Genomic DNA, 17953 nt, shown 5'->3' with positions numbered 1-17953 from the left:
CAAACTCTAACAACGACAGGGATTTTGGGCAAGGCGCCAATATGTTAAATTGGCCGCTTTTCTGTGCACCAAGCCCCACAATCGCGGCCTTATGACCGTAGAAGTGCGGTAGTGTTCCGACAATCTAACACACGGACGCCGTCCGTTCTGTTTTCCACTGGAGAATCCCGATGGCGCTAGAACGCTCCGACGTGGAAAAAATCGCACATTTGGCCTGTCTAGGTCTTAATGATGCCGATCTTCCGCACATTACTTCCGCCCTCAACAGCATTCTCGGGCTGGTCGACGAAATGCAGGCCGTCGATACCGACGGTATCGAGCCTTTGGCCCACCCGCTGGAAGCCAGTCAGCGCCTGCGCGCCGACGTCGTGACCGAGACCAATCATCGCGAGGCCTATCAGTCCATCGCACCAGCGGTCGAAAACGGCCTGTATCTGGTTCCGAAAGTCATCGACTAAAGGGAAAGAGCCTGCAATGCATCAAATGACTCTGGCCGAGATCGCCCGCGGTCTCGCCGATAAAAAGTTTTCCTCCGAAGAGCTGACCAAAGTCCTGCTGGCGCGTATCACCCAGCTCGATCCGCAGCTCAACAGCTTCATCAGCCTCACCCAAGAGCTGGCGCTTGAGCAGGCGAAAGCCGCCGACGCGCGCCGGGCCAACGGTGAGAGCGGCGCCCTGCTGGGTGCGCCGATCGCCCACAAGGACCTGTTCTGCACTCTGGGCATCCGCACCAGCTGCGGCTCGAAGATGCTCGACAACTTCAAGGCGCCGTACGACGCCACCGTGGTCGCGAAACTGGCCGCTGCCGGCGCCGTGACCCTGGGCAAGACCAACATGGACGAATTCGCCATGGGTTCGGCCAACGAGTCGAGCTGGTATGGCGCGGTGAAAAACCCGTGGAACCTGGAACACGTGCCAGGCGGTTCGTCCGGCGGTTCGGCGGCGGCGGTGGCTGCTCGTCTGTTGCCAGCGGCCACGGCCACTGACACCGGCGGTTCGATCCGTCAGCCGGCGGCATTCACCAACCTGACTGGCCTGAAACCGACCTACGGTCGAGTTTCGCGCTGGGGCATGATCGCTTACGCCTCCAGCCTCGATCAGGGCGGCCCGTTGGCACGCACGGCCGAAGACTGCGCGATTTTGTTGCAAGGTATGGCCGGGTTCGATCAGAACGACTCCACCAGCATCGATGAGCCGGTTCCGGATTACTCCGCCAGCCTCGGCGATTCGCTGCAAGGCCTGCGCATCGGCGTGCCGAAGGAATACTTCAGCGCCGGTCTGGACCCGCGTATCGCCGAACTGATCCAGAACAGCATCCAAGAGCTGCAAAAGCTCGGTGCCGTGATCAAGGAAATCAGCCTGCCGAACATGCAGCACGCGATTCCTGCGTACTACGTGATCGCGCCGGCAGAAGCCTCCTCGAACCTGTCGCGTTTCGACGGCGTGCGCTTCGGCCATCGCTGCGAGAACCCGGAAAACCTGATCGACCTGTACAAGCGCTCCCGTGGCGAAGGCTTCGGTACCGAAGTGCAGCGCCGGATCATGGTCGGTGCCTACGCGCTGTCCGCCGGTTACTACGACGCCTACTACCTGAAAGCGCAGAAGATCCGCCGCCTGGTGAAGAGCGACTTCATGGCTGCCTTTAATGAGGTCGACATCATCCTCGGCCCAACCACGCCGAACCCGGCCTGGAAGCTCGGCGCCAAGAACAGCGACCCGGTCGCTGCCTATCTGGAAGACGTCTACACCATCACCGCCAACCTCGCGGGCCTGCCGGGCCTGTCGATGCCGGCCGGTTTTGTCGACGGTCTGCCGGTTGGCGTGCAGTTGCTCGCGCCGTATTTCCAGGAAGGTCGCCTGTTGAACGTTGCCCACCAGTATCAGTTACACACTGACTGGCACACCCGCACCCCGCAGGGGTTTTGAAACTGCTGCGCTCGGTAATGCTGCGTTGAAAACTGGCTCGTAATGCTCATTGACTAACGTCAACTCCGCTTACTCGCCAGTTTTCGCCTTGCCTTACCTTCGCTCGTGACGTTTCAAAATCCCCAGCAAAAGGCTAGGAGACACACATGCAATGGGAAGTCGTGATCGGGCTGGAGATTCATACTCAGCTCACTACCCGATCGAAAATCTTTTCCGGTAGTTCCACCCAGTTCGGTGCGGAGCCGAACACCCAGGCCAGCCTGATCGACCTGGGCATGCCCGGCGTGTTGCCGGTGCTGAACCAGGAAGCGGTGCGCATGGCGGTGATGTTCGGTCTGGCGATTGACGCCGAGATCGGTCAGCACAACGTGTTCGCGCGTAAAAACTACTTCTACCCGGACCTGCCGAAGGGCTACCAGATCAGCCAGATGGAATTGCCGATCGTCGGCAAGGGCCACCTGGACATCGCGCTGGAAGACGGCACCGTCAAACGTGTCGGCATCACCCGTGCGCACCTGGAAGAAGACGCCGGCAAGAGTCTGCACGAAGAATTCAACGGTGCCACCGGCATCGACCTGAACCGTGCCGGCACACCGCTGCTGGAAATCGTGTCCGAGCCGGACATGCGCAACGCCAAGGAAGCCGTGGCTTACGTCAAGGCGATCCACGCGCTGGTGCGCTACCTGGGCATCTGCGACGGCAACATGGCCGAAGGTTCGCTGCGTTGCGACTGCAACGTGTCGGTACGCCCGAAAGGCCAGGTCGAGTTCGGCACCCGCTGCGAGATCAAGAACGTCAACTCGTTCCGCTTCATCGAGAAGGCGATCAACTCCGAGATCCAGCGTCAGATCGAGCTGATCGAAGACGGCGGCAAAGTGATCCAGCAGACCCGTCTGTACGATCCGAACAAGGACGAGACCCGTCCGATGCGTTCCAAAGAGGAAGCCAACGACTACCGTTACTTCCCCGATCCGGACCTGCTGCCGGTGGTCATCGAAGAGTCGTTCCTGGGCGAGGTGCGCGCCACCCTGCCGGAACTGCCGCCGCAAAAACGCGAGCGCTTCCAGAGCCAGTTCGGTCTGTCGGCCTACGACGCCAACGTGCTGGCTACCAGCCGTGAGCAAGCGGACTACTTCGAGAAAGTCGCAGCCATCGGCGGCGACGCCAAACTGGCGGCGAACTGGGTGATGGTCGAGTTGGGCAGCCTGCTCAACAAGCAAGGCCTGGACATCGAGGATTCGCCAGTCTCCGCCGAGCTGTTGGGCGGCATGCTGCAGCGCATCAAGGACAACACCATCTCCGGCAAAATCGCCAAGGTGGTGTTCGAAGCGATGGCCAACGGCGAAGGCTCGGCGGACGAGATCATCGACAAGCGCGGCCTCAAGCAAGTGACCGACACCGGCGCGATCTCCGCCGTACTGGACGAAATGCTCGCGGCCAACGCCGAGCAGGTCGAGCAGTACCGTGCGGCCGACGAAGCCAAACGCGGCAAGATGTTCGGCTTCTTTGTGGGCCAGGCCATGAAAGCCTCCAAAGGCAAGGCCAACCCGCAGCAAGTGAACGAACTGCTGAAAAGCAAGCTCGAAGGCTGATGAAAATGGAGCCAGACAAACAGCCTGGCTCCATCCCCTGTAGGAGTGAGCCTGCTCGCGATAGCGATTTGACAGTCACTTTTCCGGTGTCTGACATTGCGCTATCGCGAGCAGGCTCACTCCTGCATTTGTTTTTGGGAAACCTTGAATGAAGCGTCTGCTCAGCCTTTTTGCCCTGCTCTCTCTACTGGCCGGTTGCGCCAGCAACGACATCATCGACCCGCACGGTTACGACCAGACCGGCGTCGCCTCCTACTATGGCGCCAGGCACCACGGTAAGCGCACCGCCAGCGGCGAAGCGTTCAACCAGAATTCCCTGACCGCCGCCCATCGCCAACTGCCGTTCGGCACGCGGGTGAAGGTCACCAACCTGAAAAACGAAAAATCCTGCATTGTGCGCATCAACGATCGCGGACCGCACACCCGTGGCCGCTTGATCGATGTCTCGCGCGAAGCGGCCGAACGTCTCGGCATGCTCAGCAGCGGCACGGCACGGGTGCGCATACAGGCCCTCGACGACTGATGGAGCGCTGACCATTTTTGCTCTTGCCGATTTACCGCTGATCAACGTGATCGAACTGCTCAGCGGTTTGTTCCTGCTGATCGTCGGCGCCGAACTGATGGTGCGTGCCGCCGTGCGTCTGGCGGCGCGCCTGCATGTGCGCCCCCTGATTATCGGCCTGACCATCGTCGCCCTCGGCAGCAGCGCCCCGCAGATGGCCGTCAGCCTGCAGGCGACGCTGGCGCACAACCCCGACATCGCCGTCGGCAGCGTGATCGGCAGCAGCATCTTCAACATCCTCGTGACCCTCGGCCTGTCGGCGCTGATCATTCCGCTGCGGGTCTCGCGGCAATTGGTGCGCCTGGACATTCCGCTGATGATCGGCGCCAGCCTGCTGGTGTTCGTCCTCGCCTGGAATGAACAGATCGGCCGCTTCGACGGCGTCCTGCTGCTCGCCGCACTGGCGCTGTATCTGGGCTTGCTGCTGCGCCAGTCGCGGCACTCGGCCCGGCCGCATTCCGAATTGCCACAAACCCCGCAAGCACCGTGGTTCAGCAGCCTGCTGATGATCGTTGTCGGCCTGGCAATGCTGGTGTTCGCCGGGCATTTGCTGCTGGGCGCGGCGGTGGCGGTGGCGACCGACCTGGGCTTCTCCGAACGAGTGATCGGCCTGACGGTGGTCGCGGTCGGCACCTCGCTGCCGGAACTCGCCACCTCGCTGATCGCGGCATTGCGCGGTCAGCGCGACATTGCGGTGGGCAACGTGATCGGCGCCAACCTGTTCAACCTGCTGGGGGTGCTTGGTGTCACCGCGCTGATCGCGCCGACGCCACTGTCGGTATCGCCCAACGCACTGGATTTCGACTTGCCGGTGATGCTCGGCGTCGCCGCGCTGTGCCTGCCGGTGTTCTATTCCGGCTACCGCGTGACCCGCGCCGAAGGTTTGTTGCTGCTCGGTTTGTACCTGGCTTACGGGCTGCACGTGGTGTCGTTCACCACCGGCATGCCGCTGGCCGGCAGACTCGAAAAGCTGATGCTGTTTTACGTGCTGCCGACGCTGCTGGCGTTCCTGTTGTTCACGTCCGTACGCGCCTGGCGCCGCCAACACCACAAGAGGGATGTGCCATGACCGATTCGAAGAAATCCGGGGTTGAAATCCGCCGCCAGGTAATGGGCGATGCGTTCGTTGATCGCGCGCTGGGCAATGCCACCGAGTTCACTCAGCCGTTGCAGGACTTCGTCAATGAACACGCCTGGGGCGGCGTGTGGAATCGCGAAGGTTTGCCGCTCAAGACCCGCAGCCTGATCACCCTTGCCGCGCTGACGGCATTGAAGTGCCCGCAGGAATTGAAAGGCCACGTGCGCGGTGCGCTGAACAATGGCTGCACCGTCGAAGAGATCCGCGAGGCGCTGCTGCATTGCGCGGTGTACGCCGGGGTGCCGGCGGCGATCGATGCGTTTCGCGCGGCGCAGGAAGTGATCGACAGTTACCAGAAAAGCTAAAAGATCGCTGTCTGCGGCAGCTCCAACATAGGAATGCATTTCCTGTAGGAGCTGCCGCAGGCTGCGATCTTTTGATCCTGCCCGTCAGATCCACCCACCCCACTGCAACAGAAAGATCCCGACATTGGTGGTCACCGCCGCCATCAGCGTGGTCAGCACAATGATCGCCGCCGCCAGTTCATGATTACCCTGCGCCGCCCGGGCCATGACGAAACTGGCTGCCGCCGTCGGGCTGCCGAAGTACAAAAACAGAATCCCCAGCTCCGCCCCGCGAAAACCCCACAACCATGCGCCGAGCGTCGCCAGCAGCGGCAAACCGATCATCTTCACCAGGCTGGAGCTGAGCGCCATGCTCCCGCTCTTGCGCAACGCCGCCAGTGACAGCGTGCCGCCAATGCAGATCAGCGCCAGCGGCAAGGTGGTTTGCGCCAGGTACTGGCCTGAGGTTTCCAGCCAGCCCGGCAGGCTGATCTTGAACCAGGCAAACGGCGCCGCTGCAATCACGCTGATGATCAACGGGTTGCTGAAGACGCTTTTGCAGATGCTCCACGGATCGGACTTGATCACCGGGCTGTATACCGCGAGCACGATGGTCGACAACGTGTTGTAAAACAGGATCACCAGCGCCGCGAGAATCGCCCCGAGGGAAATCCCGTAGTCGCCGTACATGCTCGCCGCCAGCGCCAGGCCGATCACCCCGTTGTTGCCGCGAAACGCGCCCTGGGTGTAGATGCCGCGATCTTCGCGCGGGCACTTGATGATCGCCCAGCCCCAGGCCAAGGCAAAACTCGCCAGCGTGGCAACCGCGAAATAGATCAGCAACGCCGGTTGCAGCGCCGCGTGCAGATCCGCATGCAGAATGCCGAGAAACAGCAGCGCCGGCATGCTGACGTTGAACACCAGCGACGAGGCGGTGTGGATGAAGTTGTCGTTGATCCAGTCGATGCGCTTGAGCAACACCCCCAGAAACAGCATGGCAAACACCGGCGCGGTGATGTTCAGGGTTTCGAGGAAGATTGCCAGCATGCCGGGAGAGCCTTTGGGTGAGCGTCGTCAGGGGCTAATGATAAGCCACTGAGCCTCACATGAAGATCAAAAGATCGCAGCCTGCGGCAGCTCCTACAGAGAAACGCAAATCCAATGCAGGAGCTGTCGCAGGCTGCGATCTTTTAATACAGGCACCTCAGTCTCAGGTAATCGGCGCCGGATTGAACAGGGTGATGTCGTTATGCAGCTTGTGCTTCTCCGCCCAGGTCTGCTGCTTGCCGCTCGCCACATCCAGATAGTAGTGAAACAGCTCCCAGCCCAACTCCTCGATAGTCGCGCGCCCGGTCGCAATCCGTCCGGCGTCGATATCGATCAAGTCCGGCCAGCGTTGCGCCAGTTCGGTCCGGGTCGAAACCTTGACCACCGGCGCCATCGCCAAGCCATACGGCGTACCACGTCCGGTGGTGAACACATGCAGGTTCATCCCCGCCGCCAGTTGCAACGTGCCGCAGACAAAATCACTGGCCGGGGTCGCGCAGAAAATCAGGCCCTTGCGCTTGAAGCGCTCGCCCGGGCCGAGCACGCCGTTGATCGCGCTGCTGCCGGATTTGACGATCGAGCCCAGGGACTTCTCGACAATGTTCGACAACCCGCCCTTCTTGTTGCCTGGGGTGGTGTTGGCGCTGCGATCCGCTTCGCCCTTGGCCAGATAGCGGTCGTACCAGTCCATTTCGCGCACCAGCTCCTGCGCCACGGTCTGCGTCTCGGCGCGGGAGGTCAGCAGGTAGATCGCATCGCGCACTTCGGTGACTTCGGAAAACATCACCGTCGCGCCCGCGCGCAGCAGCAGGTCCGAGGCGTAGCCCAGCGCCGGGTTGGCGGTGATCCCGGAAAACGCATCGCTGCCGCCGCACTGCATGCCGAGGATCAGCTCGGAGGCCGGCACGGTCTCGCGACGACGCTGGTCGAGCTTCTTCAAGCGGACTTCAGCCAGCGCCATGATCTGCTCGATCATCTCGGTGAAACCGTGACTGGAATCCTGCAGGCGATACAGCCACGGCTCGCTCAAGTCGACCGACGCATCGTCCTCGTGCATCACCTGCCCGGCCTGCAATTTCTCGCAGCCGAGGCTGATCACCAGCGCCTCGCCACCCAGGTTCGGGTTGCGCGCCAGGTTGCGCACGGTGCGGATCGGGATATACGCATCGGTGGCGGTGATCGCCACGCCGCAGCCGTAACTGTGGGTCAGCGCGACCACGTCATCGACGTGCGGGTACTTCGGCAGCAACTCGTCCTTGATGCGTTTCACCGCGTGATCGAGCACGCCGGTGACACACTGCACCGTGGTGGTAATCCCGAGAATGTTGCGCGTGCCGACGGTGCCGTCGGCGTTGCGGTAACCCTCGAACGTGAAGCCTTCCAGTGGCGCCTGAGCGGCCGGCACTTCGGTGGACAGCGGCAGGCTGTCCAGCGGCGGCGCGGTCGGCATGCGCAGTTGATCTTCCTTGACCCAACTGCCGCGGCGAATCGGCTGCAACGCATAGCCAATCACCTGACCGTAGCGAATCACCTGGCCGCCCTCGGGTATGTCTTCCAGCGTGACCTTGTGGCTTTGCGGAACGAAATCCACGGTCACCAGACCGTCGGGGAATTCGGTGCCGGCCGGCACGCCCTGGTCGTTGACCACAATCACTACGTTGTCCCGCTCGTGCAGGCGGATGTAGCGCGGCGAGTCGGAATGTTCAATCAACTGCATGACGCCGCTCCTCAGGAATGCGCTTGAGACAATTTGCCGGTGGCTTCAGAACCACCGTTGGTTGGCGGCTCTTTGAGCACCACCCGTTTGATCGGGCCGACGATCACCAGATAACTGAACACCGCGACCAGTGCGTTGGCGCCGACGAACACCAGTGCCCATTTGAACGAACCGGTGGAGCTGATGATGTAGCCGATCACGATCGGTGTGGTGATCGAGGCGATGTTGCCGAAGGTGTTGAACAGGCCACCGCTCAGACCGGCGATCTGTTTTGGCGAGGTGTCGGAGACCACCGCCCAGCCCAGCGCGCCCACGCCTTTGCCGAAGAATGCCAACGCCATGAAACCCACGACCATCCATTCAACGTCGACATAGTTGCAGGCCACGATGCTGCTGGACACTAGCAAACCGGCGATGATTGGCGCCTTGCGGGCGAAGGTCAGCGAATGCCCTTTGCGCAGCAGGTAATCGGAAATCACCCCGCCGAGCACACCACCAATGAAGCCGCAGATTGCCGGCAACGAAGCGATGAAACCGGCCTTGAGAATGGTCATCCCACGCTCCTGCACCAGGTACACCGGGAACCAGGTCAGGAAGAAATAGGTGATGCCGTTGATGCAGTACTGGCCCAGGTACACGCCGAGCATCATGCGGTTGGTCAGCAACTGGCGGATGTAATCCCACTTCGGCCCGTCAGCCTTTTTGCCTTGCTTCTGGTCCATGTCGACCATGCCGCCGTTGTCGGCGATGAACTGCACTTCCGCTTCGTTGGCCATCGGGTGCTGACGCGGGCTGTGGATAACCTTGAGCCAGATCCCCGAGAAAACGATGCCGAACACGCCCATGACGATGAACACGTGTTCCCAGCCGAAGCTGTAGACGATCCAGCCCATCAGCGGTGCGAACAACACGGTGGCAAAGTATTGCGCCGAGTTGAAGATCGCCGAAGCGGTGCCGCGTTCAGCAGTCGGGAACCACGCCGCTACGATGCGTGCGTTACCCGGGAAGGATGGCGCCTCAGCCAGCCCCACCAGAAAGCGCAGCATGAACAGCGCCACAATGGCCGTGGACATGCCGAATTCACCGACAAAACCTTGCAGCACGGTGAACAGCGACCAGGTGAAGATGCTCAGGGCATAGACTTTTTTCGAGCCGAAGCGATCGAGCAGCCAGCCACCGGGAATTTGCCCGGCGACGTAGGCCCAACCGAATGCGGAGAAGATATAGCCGAGGGTGACCGCGTCGATGCCGAGGTCTTTTTGCAGGCTGGAACCGGCGATGGCGATGGTCGCGCGGTCGGCATAGTTGATCGTGGTCACCAGAAACAGCATGAGCAGGATCAAATAGCGGACGTGAGTCGGCTTGGACGATTGCATGTAGATGTACTCCCACTGATTATTTTTATGCGCGGGTGAATCTGTTGTGTTTCCCGGTGTTCCGGGTTCCCTGTAGGAGCTGCCGCAGGCTGCGATCTTTTGATCTTCGGCGTCATCCGAGACGCCAGAGAATCAAGATCAAAAGATCGCAGCCTGCGGCAGCTCCTACAGGGGTATTGCGTCAATCAGGAGCCGATGTAGGCAGTCTTCACTACCGTGTAGAACTCTTGCGCATAGCGGCCTTGCTCACGTGAGCCATAGGATGAACCCTTACGGCCACCGAACGGAACGTGGTAATCGACACCGGCGGTCGGCAGGTTGACCATCACCATCCCGGCTTGCGAGTGGCGCTTGAAGTGGTTGGCGTACTTCAGCGAGGTGGTGGCGATACCCGCCGACAGGCCGAACTCGGTGTCGTTGGCCATCGCCAGCGCCGCCTCGTAATCCGCCACGCGGACGATATTCGCCACCGGGCCGAAGATTTCTTCACGGCTGATGCGCATCGACGCTTCGCTGTCGGCAAACAGCGTGGGCGCGAGGAAGTAGCCTTCGGTGTCGCAGGTCACCAGACCACCGCCGCTGACCACTCGCGCACCTTCGCTCTGGCCGATGTCGATGTATTTCAGGTCCTGTTCCAGCTGCGCCTGGGAGACCACCGGGCCGATGTCGGTGCCGGACTTCAGCGCGTGACCGACCTTGATCGACTGCATGCGCTCGGCCATGGCTTCGACGAACTTGTCGTGAATTCCAGCGGTGACGATCAAGCGGCTGGACGCTGTGCAACGCTGACCGGTGGAGTAGAACGCGCTCTGCACCGACAGCTCGACCGCTTGTTTGAGGTCGGCATCGTCGAGAATGATCTGCGGGTTCTTGCCGCCCATTTCCAGCTGCACCTTGGCTTGGCGCGACACGCAGTTGACCGCGATCTGCCGGCCCACGCCCACCGAACCGGTGAAGCTGATGCCATCGACTTTCGGGCTGTTGACCAGCGCTTCGCCCACCACGCGACCACTGCCCATTACCAGGTTGAACACGCCGGCGGGGAAGCCGGCGCGGGAGATGATTTCCGCCAGCGCCCAGGCGCAGCCCGGTACCAGATCCGCCGGTTTCAGCACCACGCAGTTGCCGTAAGCCAGGGCCGGAGCGATCTTCCATGCAGGGATGGCAATCGGGAAGTTCCACGGGGTGATCAGGCCGACCACGCCGAGGGCTTCGCGGGTCACTTCGACATTGACGCCCTGGCGCACCGACGGCACGTAGTCGCCGGACAGACGCAGGCATTCACCGGCGAAGAACTTGAAGATGTTGCCGGCGCGGGTCACTTCGCCGATGGCTTCAGGCAGGGTCTTGCCCTCTTCCCGGGCCAGCAGGGTGCCGAGCTCTTCGCGACGGGCGAGAATTTCCGTGCCGACTTTATCCAGCGCATCGTGCCGGGCCTGAATGCCCGAAACCGACCAGGCCGGGAACGCGGCGCGGGCCGCATCGATGGCCGCGTGCACCTGAGTCAGGTCAGCCTTGGCGTAGTCGCCGATGGTGTCGCTCAACTCGGACGGGTTGATGTTGGCCGAGTAATCGGCACCGGCAACCCATTCACCGTTGATGTAGTTGTCGTAACGCTTGGAATCAGCCACAGAATTTTCTCCTCTCTACGCAAAAGCCGCTGATTGCTCAGCGGCCTTGTGGGTCGGTGTTTATTGCGCGCCTTGCTTGTCGATCAGTGCGGCGAGCATTTCGAATTCTTCGCCGGTCAGGTCGGTCAGCGGCGCCCGCACCGGGCCTGCGTCATAGCCGGCAATTTTTGCCCCGGCCTTGACGATGCTCACGGCGTAACCGGCCTTGCGGTTGCGGATGTCGAGGTACGGCAGGAAGAAGTCGTCGATGATCTTGCCGACGGCGGCGTGATCGTCGCGGGCAATGGCGTGGTAGAAATCCATCGCGGTTTTCGGAATGAAGTTGAACACCGCGGACGAATAAACCGGCACGCCGAGGGCCTTGTAGGCGGCAGCATAGACTTCAGCGGTCGGCAGGCCGCCGAGGTAGCTGAAGCGGTCACCGAGGCGGCGACGGATCGACACCATCAACTCGATGTCGCCCAGGCCGTCCTTGTAACCGATCAGGTTCGGGCAGCGCTCGGCCAGACGTTCCAGCAGCGGAGCGTTGAGGCGGCAGACATTGCGGTTGTAGACCACCACACCGATGTTCACCGATTTGCACACCGCTTCTACGTGGGCGGCGACGCCGTCCTGGCTGGCTTCAGTCAGGTAGTGCGGCAGCAGCAACAGACCTTTGGCGCCCAGACGCTCGGCTTCCTGTGCGTATTCGATGGCCTGACGAGTCGAACCGCCGACACCGGCCAGAATCGGCACGCTGGTGGCGCAGGTGTCGACCGCAGTCTTGATGATTTCCGAATATTCGCTGGCCGCCAGGGAGAAGAATTCACCAGTGCCACCAGCGGCGAACAAGGCCGAAGCGCCGTACGGGGCCAGCCATTCCAGACGTTTGATGTAGCCGGCGCGGTTGAAATCGCCTTGGGCATTGAAATCGGTGACCGGGAACGACAGGAGGCCGGCGGAGAGGATGGACTTCAGTTCTTGTGGATTCATTTTTCGAACACCCTGGGTAGCAACGTTTTTTGTGAGTTTTAGGGTTCAGCCAGCGCTGAAGTTGTAGGTCATCGTACAACTTAAAAAATAACCGTCAACTGCATTTCATCGCTGCCGGGCATTTTTTGTCGGACAGGATTCTTTCTTGACGTAGGAAAAATCTCGTCTAGGCTCGATTTAACTGTATGTATATACAGTTAAATTAAATTCTACCGATGGCATATCAAGGAGAAAGAAATGTCCGGACTGCACCCCAAACCACAGGAAAGACCCACGCCAGTCATTGCCCGTTTCGATGATCTGTTCACCCCAACTGGCATCCGCTTCAGCGCCGACAACCCGCATCTGGTGCTGCACATTGCCGATGCTCACAGCGATGTCGAACCGGCCACCGCCCAACCCGGCAAACCGCTCAAAGGCAAACCGCAATTGCGCTTCGAAGGCGGTGAACACACGGCCATCGGCGATAACACGCTGCTGCGCTTCGTCGAAAACGCCGAACCGATCCGCGCGCAGAACGTGCAACTGCACCTGCCGAATGGCCTCGCCCTGACCTACGGCCAGGTGCTGGCATTGGGAGGAGATTTCTACGGGGTGGTCGACCGGCCGATCAGCGAAGGCGCGACCCCGGCCGATCGTCTGAACCGCTTCAACGCCGCCTTCGATTCCCTCGCTGTGCTGCCGGCCTCCCGCGCCGAGGCGCCGCAGATCCTCGCGGTCATGCAAAAAGAAATCGACGCGGTTAAACAGGCGATCAAGGACGGTAAACCACCGCACGAAGCCTACGACGCCCTAGGAGATACGTTGTCCGAAGAGTGGAACAAGCTCACCGGTGGCGGCAGTTTCGTCTCCGCACTGTTCCCCCTCGGGCGTTACCTGAAACTGGCGGCGAACAACGCCGATCACTTCGGCGAATGGGCAAAACTGGCTTACATCGCCGGGCACACCGCCGCCCTGCAGACCGCCGTCGCGGCCCGCGCCCAGCACGATGAACAACAACTGGAACGGGCCTACGCGATGAACGCGTTCGCCGACCACTTCCTCACCGACCTGTTCTCCTCCGGCCACCTGCGCGTGCCACGTAAAGAGATGGCGGCGGTGGTAACGCCAAGCGATCTCGGCTCGCTGGTGACCCGCTTCATGCACGACGAGGACAGCAAATTCGGCCTCAAGGTACGCAACGCCCATGGCGATCAATGGCGCGCCTACGGTGACAAGCGCTACTTCGAGGCCAGCGACGCGGACAACCGCACCCAGGTCAACCTGGCGGTGCAGGCCTCGGCGGATGAAATCTTCGCCGCCTACCTCAACGGCAATGTGCCCGTCCCTTCGACGTTCGCCGCGCTGCAACGGCTGCCGGATCTGACGGCGGTGCAGAGTCTTTCCAACAACTTTTCACCACTGTTCCGCGTCGAGGGCGGCAAGGTGCTGCGGCGTAAAGACGTGAATAACCTCAACGACACCGCCACCGTCGATGACTGGTGGGGCTGGAGCACGTACCTGCTGCTCAAGGACTACCACCCGACGGGCAACGTCAATTAAGGAGAACGACCATGACGATCAAATTGAAACTGGAACTGGCGTCGGGCCAGTCGCTGCAAGGCGCGCCGCTGGAGTTGCTGGCCGATGGCAAGCCGATTGCGCGAGGGGTTGTGGATAAGGAGGGGTGGGTGGCGTTTGCGGTAGTGCCAGGGAAAGCGGAATTGGCAGTAAGGGTCGATCACTCGATATTGCCGCGCTGAAGTCAAGGGCCCCTTCGCGAGCAGGCTCACTCCTACACTGATTGATGCCTCCCTGTGGGAGCGAGCCTGCCTGCGAAAGATGTCGTGACCACGACCGTTCGTCGAAACTGGTATTTCTTACAGGTGCAGGCCACATTCGAACTTGACTGAATGACCGAGGAGCAAACGACCGGCTCCGACATCGCAACGCCGCAACTTATGCTCACTCCACGGTCAATGGTTAGTAAAAAGGAATTGGATCATGACTGCACAAGTAAAAGCATTGGCGACTCCAGTACTGAAGGAAGCCGTGAACGGGGTACTTCACGTTGGCAAATTGGAAGGAAGCGCTCACGCTGTTGTACCTCCTCCCCCTGGTTTGGCTGTCGGTGACTTAGTGTCATTGCGCGTAGCTACATCTATGGGAAACGACTTTCAAGAACGGATCGTAGTGACCGCTGCCGAAATCGGGAAACCGCTCACGTTCGCCATTCCAAAACACGTTTTTGAGAAAAATCTCGTTTCGGACGCCAGCGCCAAGATTGACTACTCCGTTACCAAAATGTCTCAGCCGCCCGAAACTTCTCCAGCGCTAACCGTCAAACTCGAACGTTAAACCCATCACCCCTGCGCCTGCGCCTCTTCATGGGCCTGGCGCAGTCTCTCGCGACTGTTGGTCAAATGCAGCCGCATCGCCGCCCGCGCCGCGAGCCATCGCGTCATAGATCTCCTCGTTCGCGACTCGCGCGCTAATAAAGCGTTCTGCACACCGCTCGTCGGAACTGATATTTCTGACAGGTGCCCTGATCCTGCTGCATAAGCCCTAATGGAGTCAGGAGCTAATGAACGAGCTTCGCCAGCGAACACCCTGCGGTTAAAGGGTTCAATTTCACGTTAAGAAGGATTTTGATCATGACAGAAACAACAAAAGCGCCATATGCCCCCATAATTGACCAAGCCATAGAGGGTGTAATCAGTTTGAGCAGAGTGGAGCACGTGGCAACTGTCTCTATATGGCTGGAAAACAAAGTTACTTATGGCACTAAAATCGAATTATTTTTTAAAGCCTCTAATGGCACAAAATGGAGTCGCTCACTTGACGTAGATATTTCACCTACTGTTTTTGGATTTATTCTTAGTCCATCATTATTTAAAGAAAGTTATGAACCCAATGCAACTGTCCAAGTACGTTACACGCTAATGGAACCCAACAAACCCCTCGTGCATTCAGAAACACGGTCGTACTCGCTTGTTGAATAAGTAATGAGCGGACGGTAGCTGCGCCATTCGGTTACCGTCCGCACAAATCAAATATCACCCCTGCGCCTGCGCCTCTTCATGGGCCTGGCGCAGTCTCTCGCGACTGTTGGTCAAATGCAGCCGCATCGCCGCCCGCGCCGCATCGGAATCCTGGCGAGCAATCGCGTCATAGATCTCTTCGTGCTCACGGCTCAGGCGATTCATGTAGTGCTGTTGATCATCATGCGCCAATCGCGCCGAATTCAGCCGCGTGCGCGGAATGATGCTGGTGCCTAGGTGGGTCATGATGTCGGTGAAGTAGCGGTTGCCGGTGGACAGGGCGATTTCCAGGTGGAAGGCGAAGTCCGATGCCACCGCATCACTGGCGTGGGCCACGCTGTCGTTCAGCGCATCAAGGGCGGCGCGCATGGCGGCCAGTTGCTCGGGGCTGCGACGTTGCGCGGCAAGGCCTGCGGACTCCACTTCCAGGCTGATGCGCAATTCCAGAATCGCCAGCACGTCACGCAGGGTGACGACCGTGGCCGGGTCGATGCGGAAACCGCTGGGGCTCGGCGTATCGAGCACGAACGTGCCGATGCCGTGGCGGGTTTCCACCTGGCCTGCGGCCTGCAAACGGGAAATCGCCTCGCGCACCACGGTGCGGCTGACGCCATGCTCCTGCATGATCGCCGACTCGGTGGGCAACTTGTCGCCACGCTTGAGCAGACCATCGCGGATCTGCTCGGTCAGCACCGTCACCAGCTCCTGGGCCAGGCTGCGGCGCTTGCGAGGAAGGCGCGGTGTCTCGATCGGGTTTTCCATGGTTAACGTCTGGTCTCGAAAATTCGGCTAGGTTCGCATCATAGCGCAGGCGGGTTGTACGATCACTCGCCAAAGCCCCCCTGTAGGAGCTGCCGCAGGCTGCGATCTTTTGATTTTGTCTTTTAAGATCAAAAGATCGCAGCCTGCGGCAGCTCCTACAAGGGAATTTGTGTGGGTCAGGCCGTCACGGCCTGTTCCACCAGATGCCCGCTGTCGATTCGCACATGCCGTGGGTGGAAGCGCTTGAGGCTGCTGCGGTGGCCGACGCTGACGATGCTCAGCCCCGGCAACTGATCGATCAGCGCCTGATACAGCGTCGCCTCATCCTCTTCATCCATCGCCGATGTCGCTTCGTCCATGTACAGCCATTGCGGTGCGTAGAGTAACGCACGAGCGAAGGCCAGACGTTGCTGCTCACCCGGCGACAGCATGCGCTGCCAGTGATTGGCTTCATCCAGACGCGCGACCAGATGCGGCAGACGGCAGGTTTCCAGCACCTCGGCGTAGCGCTCAGGCGCATAGGTATCGCCCGGTTGTGGATAACTCAAGGCTTCGCGCAGGGTGCCGATCGGCAAGTACGGTTTCTGCGGCAGGAACAGATAGCGCGCTGCCGGCAGCCGGATGCTGCCGTGGCCCGCCGGCCACAAATGCCCCATCGCCCGCAGCAACGTGGACTTGCCGCTGCCGGAACGGCCGCTGAGCATCACCCGCTCGCCCGGTTCCACCGTCATGTCGGCATGGGTCAGCAGGTGACGACCGTCGGCCAGGTCCAGACCGAGGTTGTGCACTTTCAGTTCGCTGCCCTGGTTCTGCACATCGATGGCCGGGGTGCGATCTTCGTTGTCGGTCATGGCCTGACGGAAGCTCAGCAGACGATCGCAGGTGGCGCGCCAGGCGGCCAGCTCCGAATACGCACTGATGAACCAGCTGAAGTTCTCCTGCACGTTGCCGAATGCCGAGTTGATCTGCATCAGCTCGCCCAGCTCGATCTTGCCTGAGAGGTAGCGCGGCGCAGCAACGATGAACGGGAAAATGATCGCGATCTGGCCGTAGCCAGAGGTGAAGAACGTCAGGCGCTTGGACACGCGCATGATGTCCCAGAAGTTGTGCCAGACCAGCCCGAAGCGGCTGCTCAAGCGGCGGTTTTCGTTTGGTTCACCGTTGTACAACGCAATGCTTTCGGCGTTCTCACGCACGCGGACCATGGAGAAACGCAGATCGGCTTCGAAGCGTTGTTGTTGGTTGTTCAGGCCGATCAAGCGTTTACCGATCAAGTGCGTCAGCCAGCTGCCGACCGCGGCATAAATCAACGCACACCAGAACATGTAGCCGGGGATCTCGATGCCGAACACCTCGATGCTGCCGGAAACGCCCCACAGAATGATCGAGAACGACACCAGACTGACCACCGTGCGCACCAGTCCCAGGCCCAGGCTCAGGGTGTTGGCGGTGAAGGTGTTGAGGTCTTCGGAGATCCGCTGGTCGGGGTTATCGGTGTAACCGCCCTGCTCCAGCTGGTAGTAGTTCTTGTTGCCCAGCCAGCGCTGGAAGTGGTTCTCGGTGAGCCACGCCCGCCAGCGAATGGTCAGCATCTGCGTCAGGTACAGGCGATACACCGCACCAAGGATCGCCACCGTAGCGATGCCGCAGAAATACAGGATCAGTTGCCAGAACGCAGCCTCATCCTTCTTCTGCAGGGCGTTGTAGAAATCCTTGTACCAACTGTTGATCCACACCGAGATCGCCACGCTGAACAGCGACAGCGCGATCACGGCAATCAGCAATGTCCAGGCCTTGCCCTTCTCTTCGCTGCGCCAGTAAGGCGTGGTCATCGCCCACACTTTGCGAAAAAACTGCCCGCGCACAGCATCGTTGACCGCGGAGTATTCAGCGTTCTGATTCATGGAAAAGGCTCAATAAAGAAAA

At 60.4% G+C, this 17953-nt stretch carries 17 protein-coding genes and 1 pseudogene; 10 read left to right on the top strand and 8 right to left on the bottom strand.

What is annotated here, in order from left to right; genetic code table 11:
- Positions 1-170: 170 nt before the first annotated feature.
- The 6 genes from gatC (at position 171) to NN484_RS00780 (ending at position 5523) form a co-directional block, all read left to right on the top strand.
- On the top strand, positions 171-458 hold the full coding sequence (gene gatC, locus NN484_RS00805; protein ID WP_003221657.1) for an Asp-tRNA(Asn)/Glu-tRNA(Gln) amidotransferase subunit GatC: 288 nt from the start codon (positions 171-173) through the stop codon (positions 456-458).
- Between the two features lie 16 nt (positions 459-474).
- Positions 475-1926: an Asp-tRNA(Asn)/Glu-tRNA(Gln) amidotransferase subunit GatA gene (gene gatA, locus NN484_RS00800; RefSeq protein WP_274658437.1), complete on the top strand. Its 1452-nt coding sequence runs from the start codon at positions 475-477 to the stop codon at positions 1924-1926.
- Positions 1927-2072: 146 nt separating this feature from the next.
- Positions 2073-3518 carry an Asp-tRNA(Asn)/Glu-tRNA(Gln) amidotransferase subunit GatB gene (gene gatB, locus NN484_RS00795; RefSeq protein WP_274658436.1) on the top strand — a complete coding sequence of 482 codons (1446 nt, stop codon included), beginning with the start codon at positions 2073-2075 and terminating at the stop codon, positions 3516-3518.
- A gap of 148 nt (positions 3519-3666) precedes the next feature.
- Positions 3667-4041: a septal ring lytic transglycosylase RlpA family protein gene (locus NN484_RS00790; protein ID WP_215501830.1), complete on the top strand. Its 375-nt coding sequence runs from the start codon at positions 3667-3669 to the stop codon at positions 4039-4041.
- Between the two features lie 46 nt (positions 4042-4087).
- Positions 4088-5149 (top strand): calcium/sodium antiporter, encoded by a 1062-nt coding sequence (locus tag NN484_RS00785; protein WP_127651166.1) that lies wholly within the window; start codon positions 4088-4090, stop codon positions 5147-5149.
- Positions 5146-5523 carry a carboxymuconolactone decarboxylase family protein gene (locus tag NN484_RS00780; protein ID WP_127651167.1) on the top strand — a complete coding sequence of 126 codons (378 nt, stop codon included), beginning with the start codon at positions 5146-5148 and terminating at the stop codon, positions 5521-5523. Before NN484_RS00785 ends, NN484_RS00780 begins: the two co-directional genes overlap by 4 nt.
- Positions 5524-5607: 84 nt before the next feature.
- On the opposite strand, the gene NN484_RS00775 is transcribed toward NN484_RS00780, so the two are convergent.
- The 5 genes from NN484_RS00775 to kdgD all read right to left on the bottom strand — a co-directional run bounded on the left by NN484_RS00775 (position 5608) and on the right by kdgD (position 12245).
- A complete protein-coding gene (locus NN484_RS00775; protein WP_127651168.1) occupies positions 5608-6549 on the bottom strand; it encodes an AEC family transporter in 942 nt (313 codons plus the stop codon).
- Positions 6550-6712: 163 nt separating this feature from the next.
- Positions 6713-8266 carry a galactarate dehydratase gene (gene garD, locus NN484_RS00770; protein WP_127651169.1) on the bottom strand — a complete coding sequence of 518 codons (1554 nt, stop codon included), beginning with the start codon at positions 8264-8266 and terminating at the stop codon, positions 6713-6715.
- A gap of 11 nt (positions 8267-8277) precedes the next feature.
- Positions 8278-9642 carry an MFS transporter gene (locus NN484_RS00765; RefSeq protein WP_127651170.1) on the bottom strand — a complete coding sequence of 455 codons (1365 nt, stop codon included), beginning with the start codon at positions 9640-9642 and terminating at the stop codon, positions 8278-8280.
- Between the two features lie 185 nt (positions 9643-9827).
- Positions 9828-11273, bottom strand: a complete 1446-nt coding sequence (locus tag NN484_RS00760; protein WP_274658435.1) for an aldehyde dehydrogenase family protein — start codon at positions 11271-11273, stop codon at positions 9828-9830.
- Between the two features lie 60 nt (positions 11274-11333).
- A complete protein-coding gene (kdgD, locus tag NN484_RS00755) occupies positions 11334-12245 on the bottom strand; it encodes a 5-dehydro-4-deoxyglucarate dehydratase (protein ID WP_274658434.1) in 912 nt (303 codons plus the stop codon).
- 237 nt (positions 12246-12482) lie between these two features.
- Between kdgD and NN484_RS00750 the strand changes: the two genes are divergently transcribed.
- The 3 genes from NN484_RS00750 to NN484_RS00740 all read left to right on the top strand — a co-directional run bounded on the left by NN484_RS00750 (position 12483) and on the right by NN484_RS00740 (position 14582).
- A complete protein-coding gene (locus NN484_RS00750; protein WP_274658433.1) occupies positions 12483-13787 on the top strand; it encodes a phospholipase in 1305 nt (434 codons plus the stop codon).
- Positions 13788-13798: 11 nt separating this feature from the next.
- Positions 13799-13987: a hypothetical protein gene (locus NN484_RS00745; RefSeq protein WP_127651174.1), complete on the top strand. Its 189-nt coding sequence runs from the start codon at positions 13799-13801 to the stop codon at positions 13985-13987.
- A 241-nt stretch (positions 13988-14228) separates the two neighbouring features.
- The gene (locus tag NN484_RS00740; protein ID WP_274658432.1) at positions 14229-14582 is read left to right on the top strand and encodes a hypothetical protein; all 354 of its coding nucleotides are present in this window, start codon (positions 14229-14231) and stop codon (positions 14580-14582) included.
- A gap of 5 nt (positions 14583-14587) precedes the next feature.
- Here NN484_RS00740 and NN484_RS00735 read toward each other — a convergent pair.
- Positions 14588-14671: pseudogene (locus NN484_RS00735) on the bottom strand (GntR family transcriptional regulator); the annotation flags it as partial.
- Positions 14672-14878: 207 nt separating this feature from the next.
- Between NN484_RS00735 and NN484_RS00730 the strand changes: the two are divergent.
- Positions 14879-15226 carry a hypothetical protein gene (locus tag NN484_RS00730; protein WP_274658431.1) on the top strand — a complete coding sequence of 116 codons (348 nt, stop codon included), beginning with the start codon at positions 14879-14881 and terminating at the stop codon, positions 15224-15226.
- A 54-nt stretch (positions 15227-15280) separates the two neighbouring features.
- Here the strand turns inward: NN484_RS00730 and NN484_RS00725 are convergent, their stop codons facing one another.
- Positions 15281-16027: a FadR/GntR family transcriptional regulator gene (locus tag NN484_RS00725; protein ID WP_215501834.1), complete on the bottom strand. Its 747-nt coding sequence runs from the start codon at positions 16025-16027 to the stop codon at positions 15281-15283.
- Between the two features lie 176 nt (positions 16028-16203).
- Positions 16204-17931 carry an ABC transporter ATP-binding protein/permease gene (locus tag NN484_RS00720; protein WP_274658430.1) on the bottom strand — a complete coding sequence of 576 codons (1728 nt, stop codon included), beginning with the start codon at positions 17929-17931 and terminating at the stop codon, positions 16204-16206.
- Between the last annotated feature and the right edge of the window lie 22 nt (positions 17932-17953).

Source organism: Pseudomonas serboccidentalis, from assembly GCF_028830055.1.
In the GTDB taxonomy this organism is placed as follows: domain Bacteria; phylum Pseudomonadota; class Gammaproteobacteria; order Pseudomonadales; family Pseudomonadaceae; genus Aquipseudomonas; species Aquipseudomonas serboccidentalis.
Note: the sequence above shows the minus strand (reverse complement) of the source record. Positions and strands in the feature narration are given on the sequence as shown.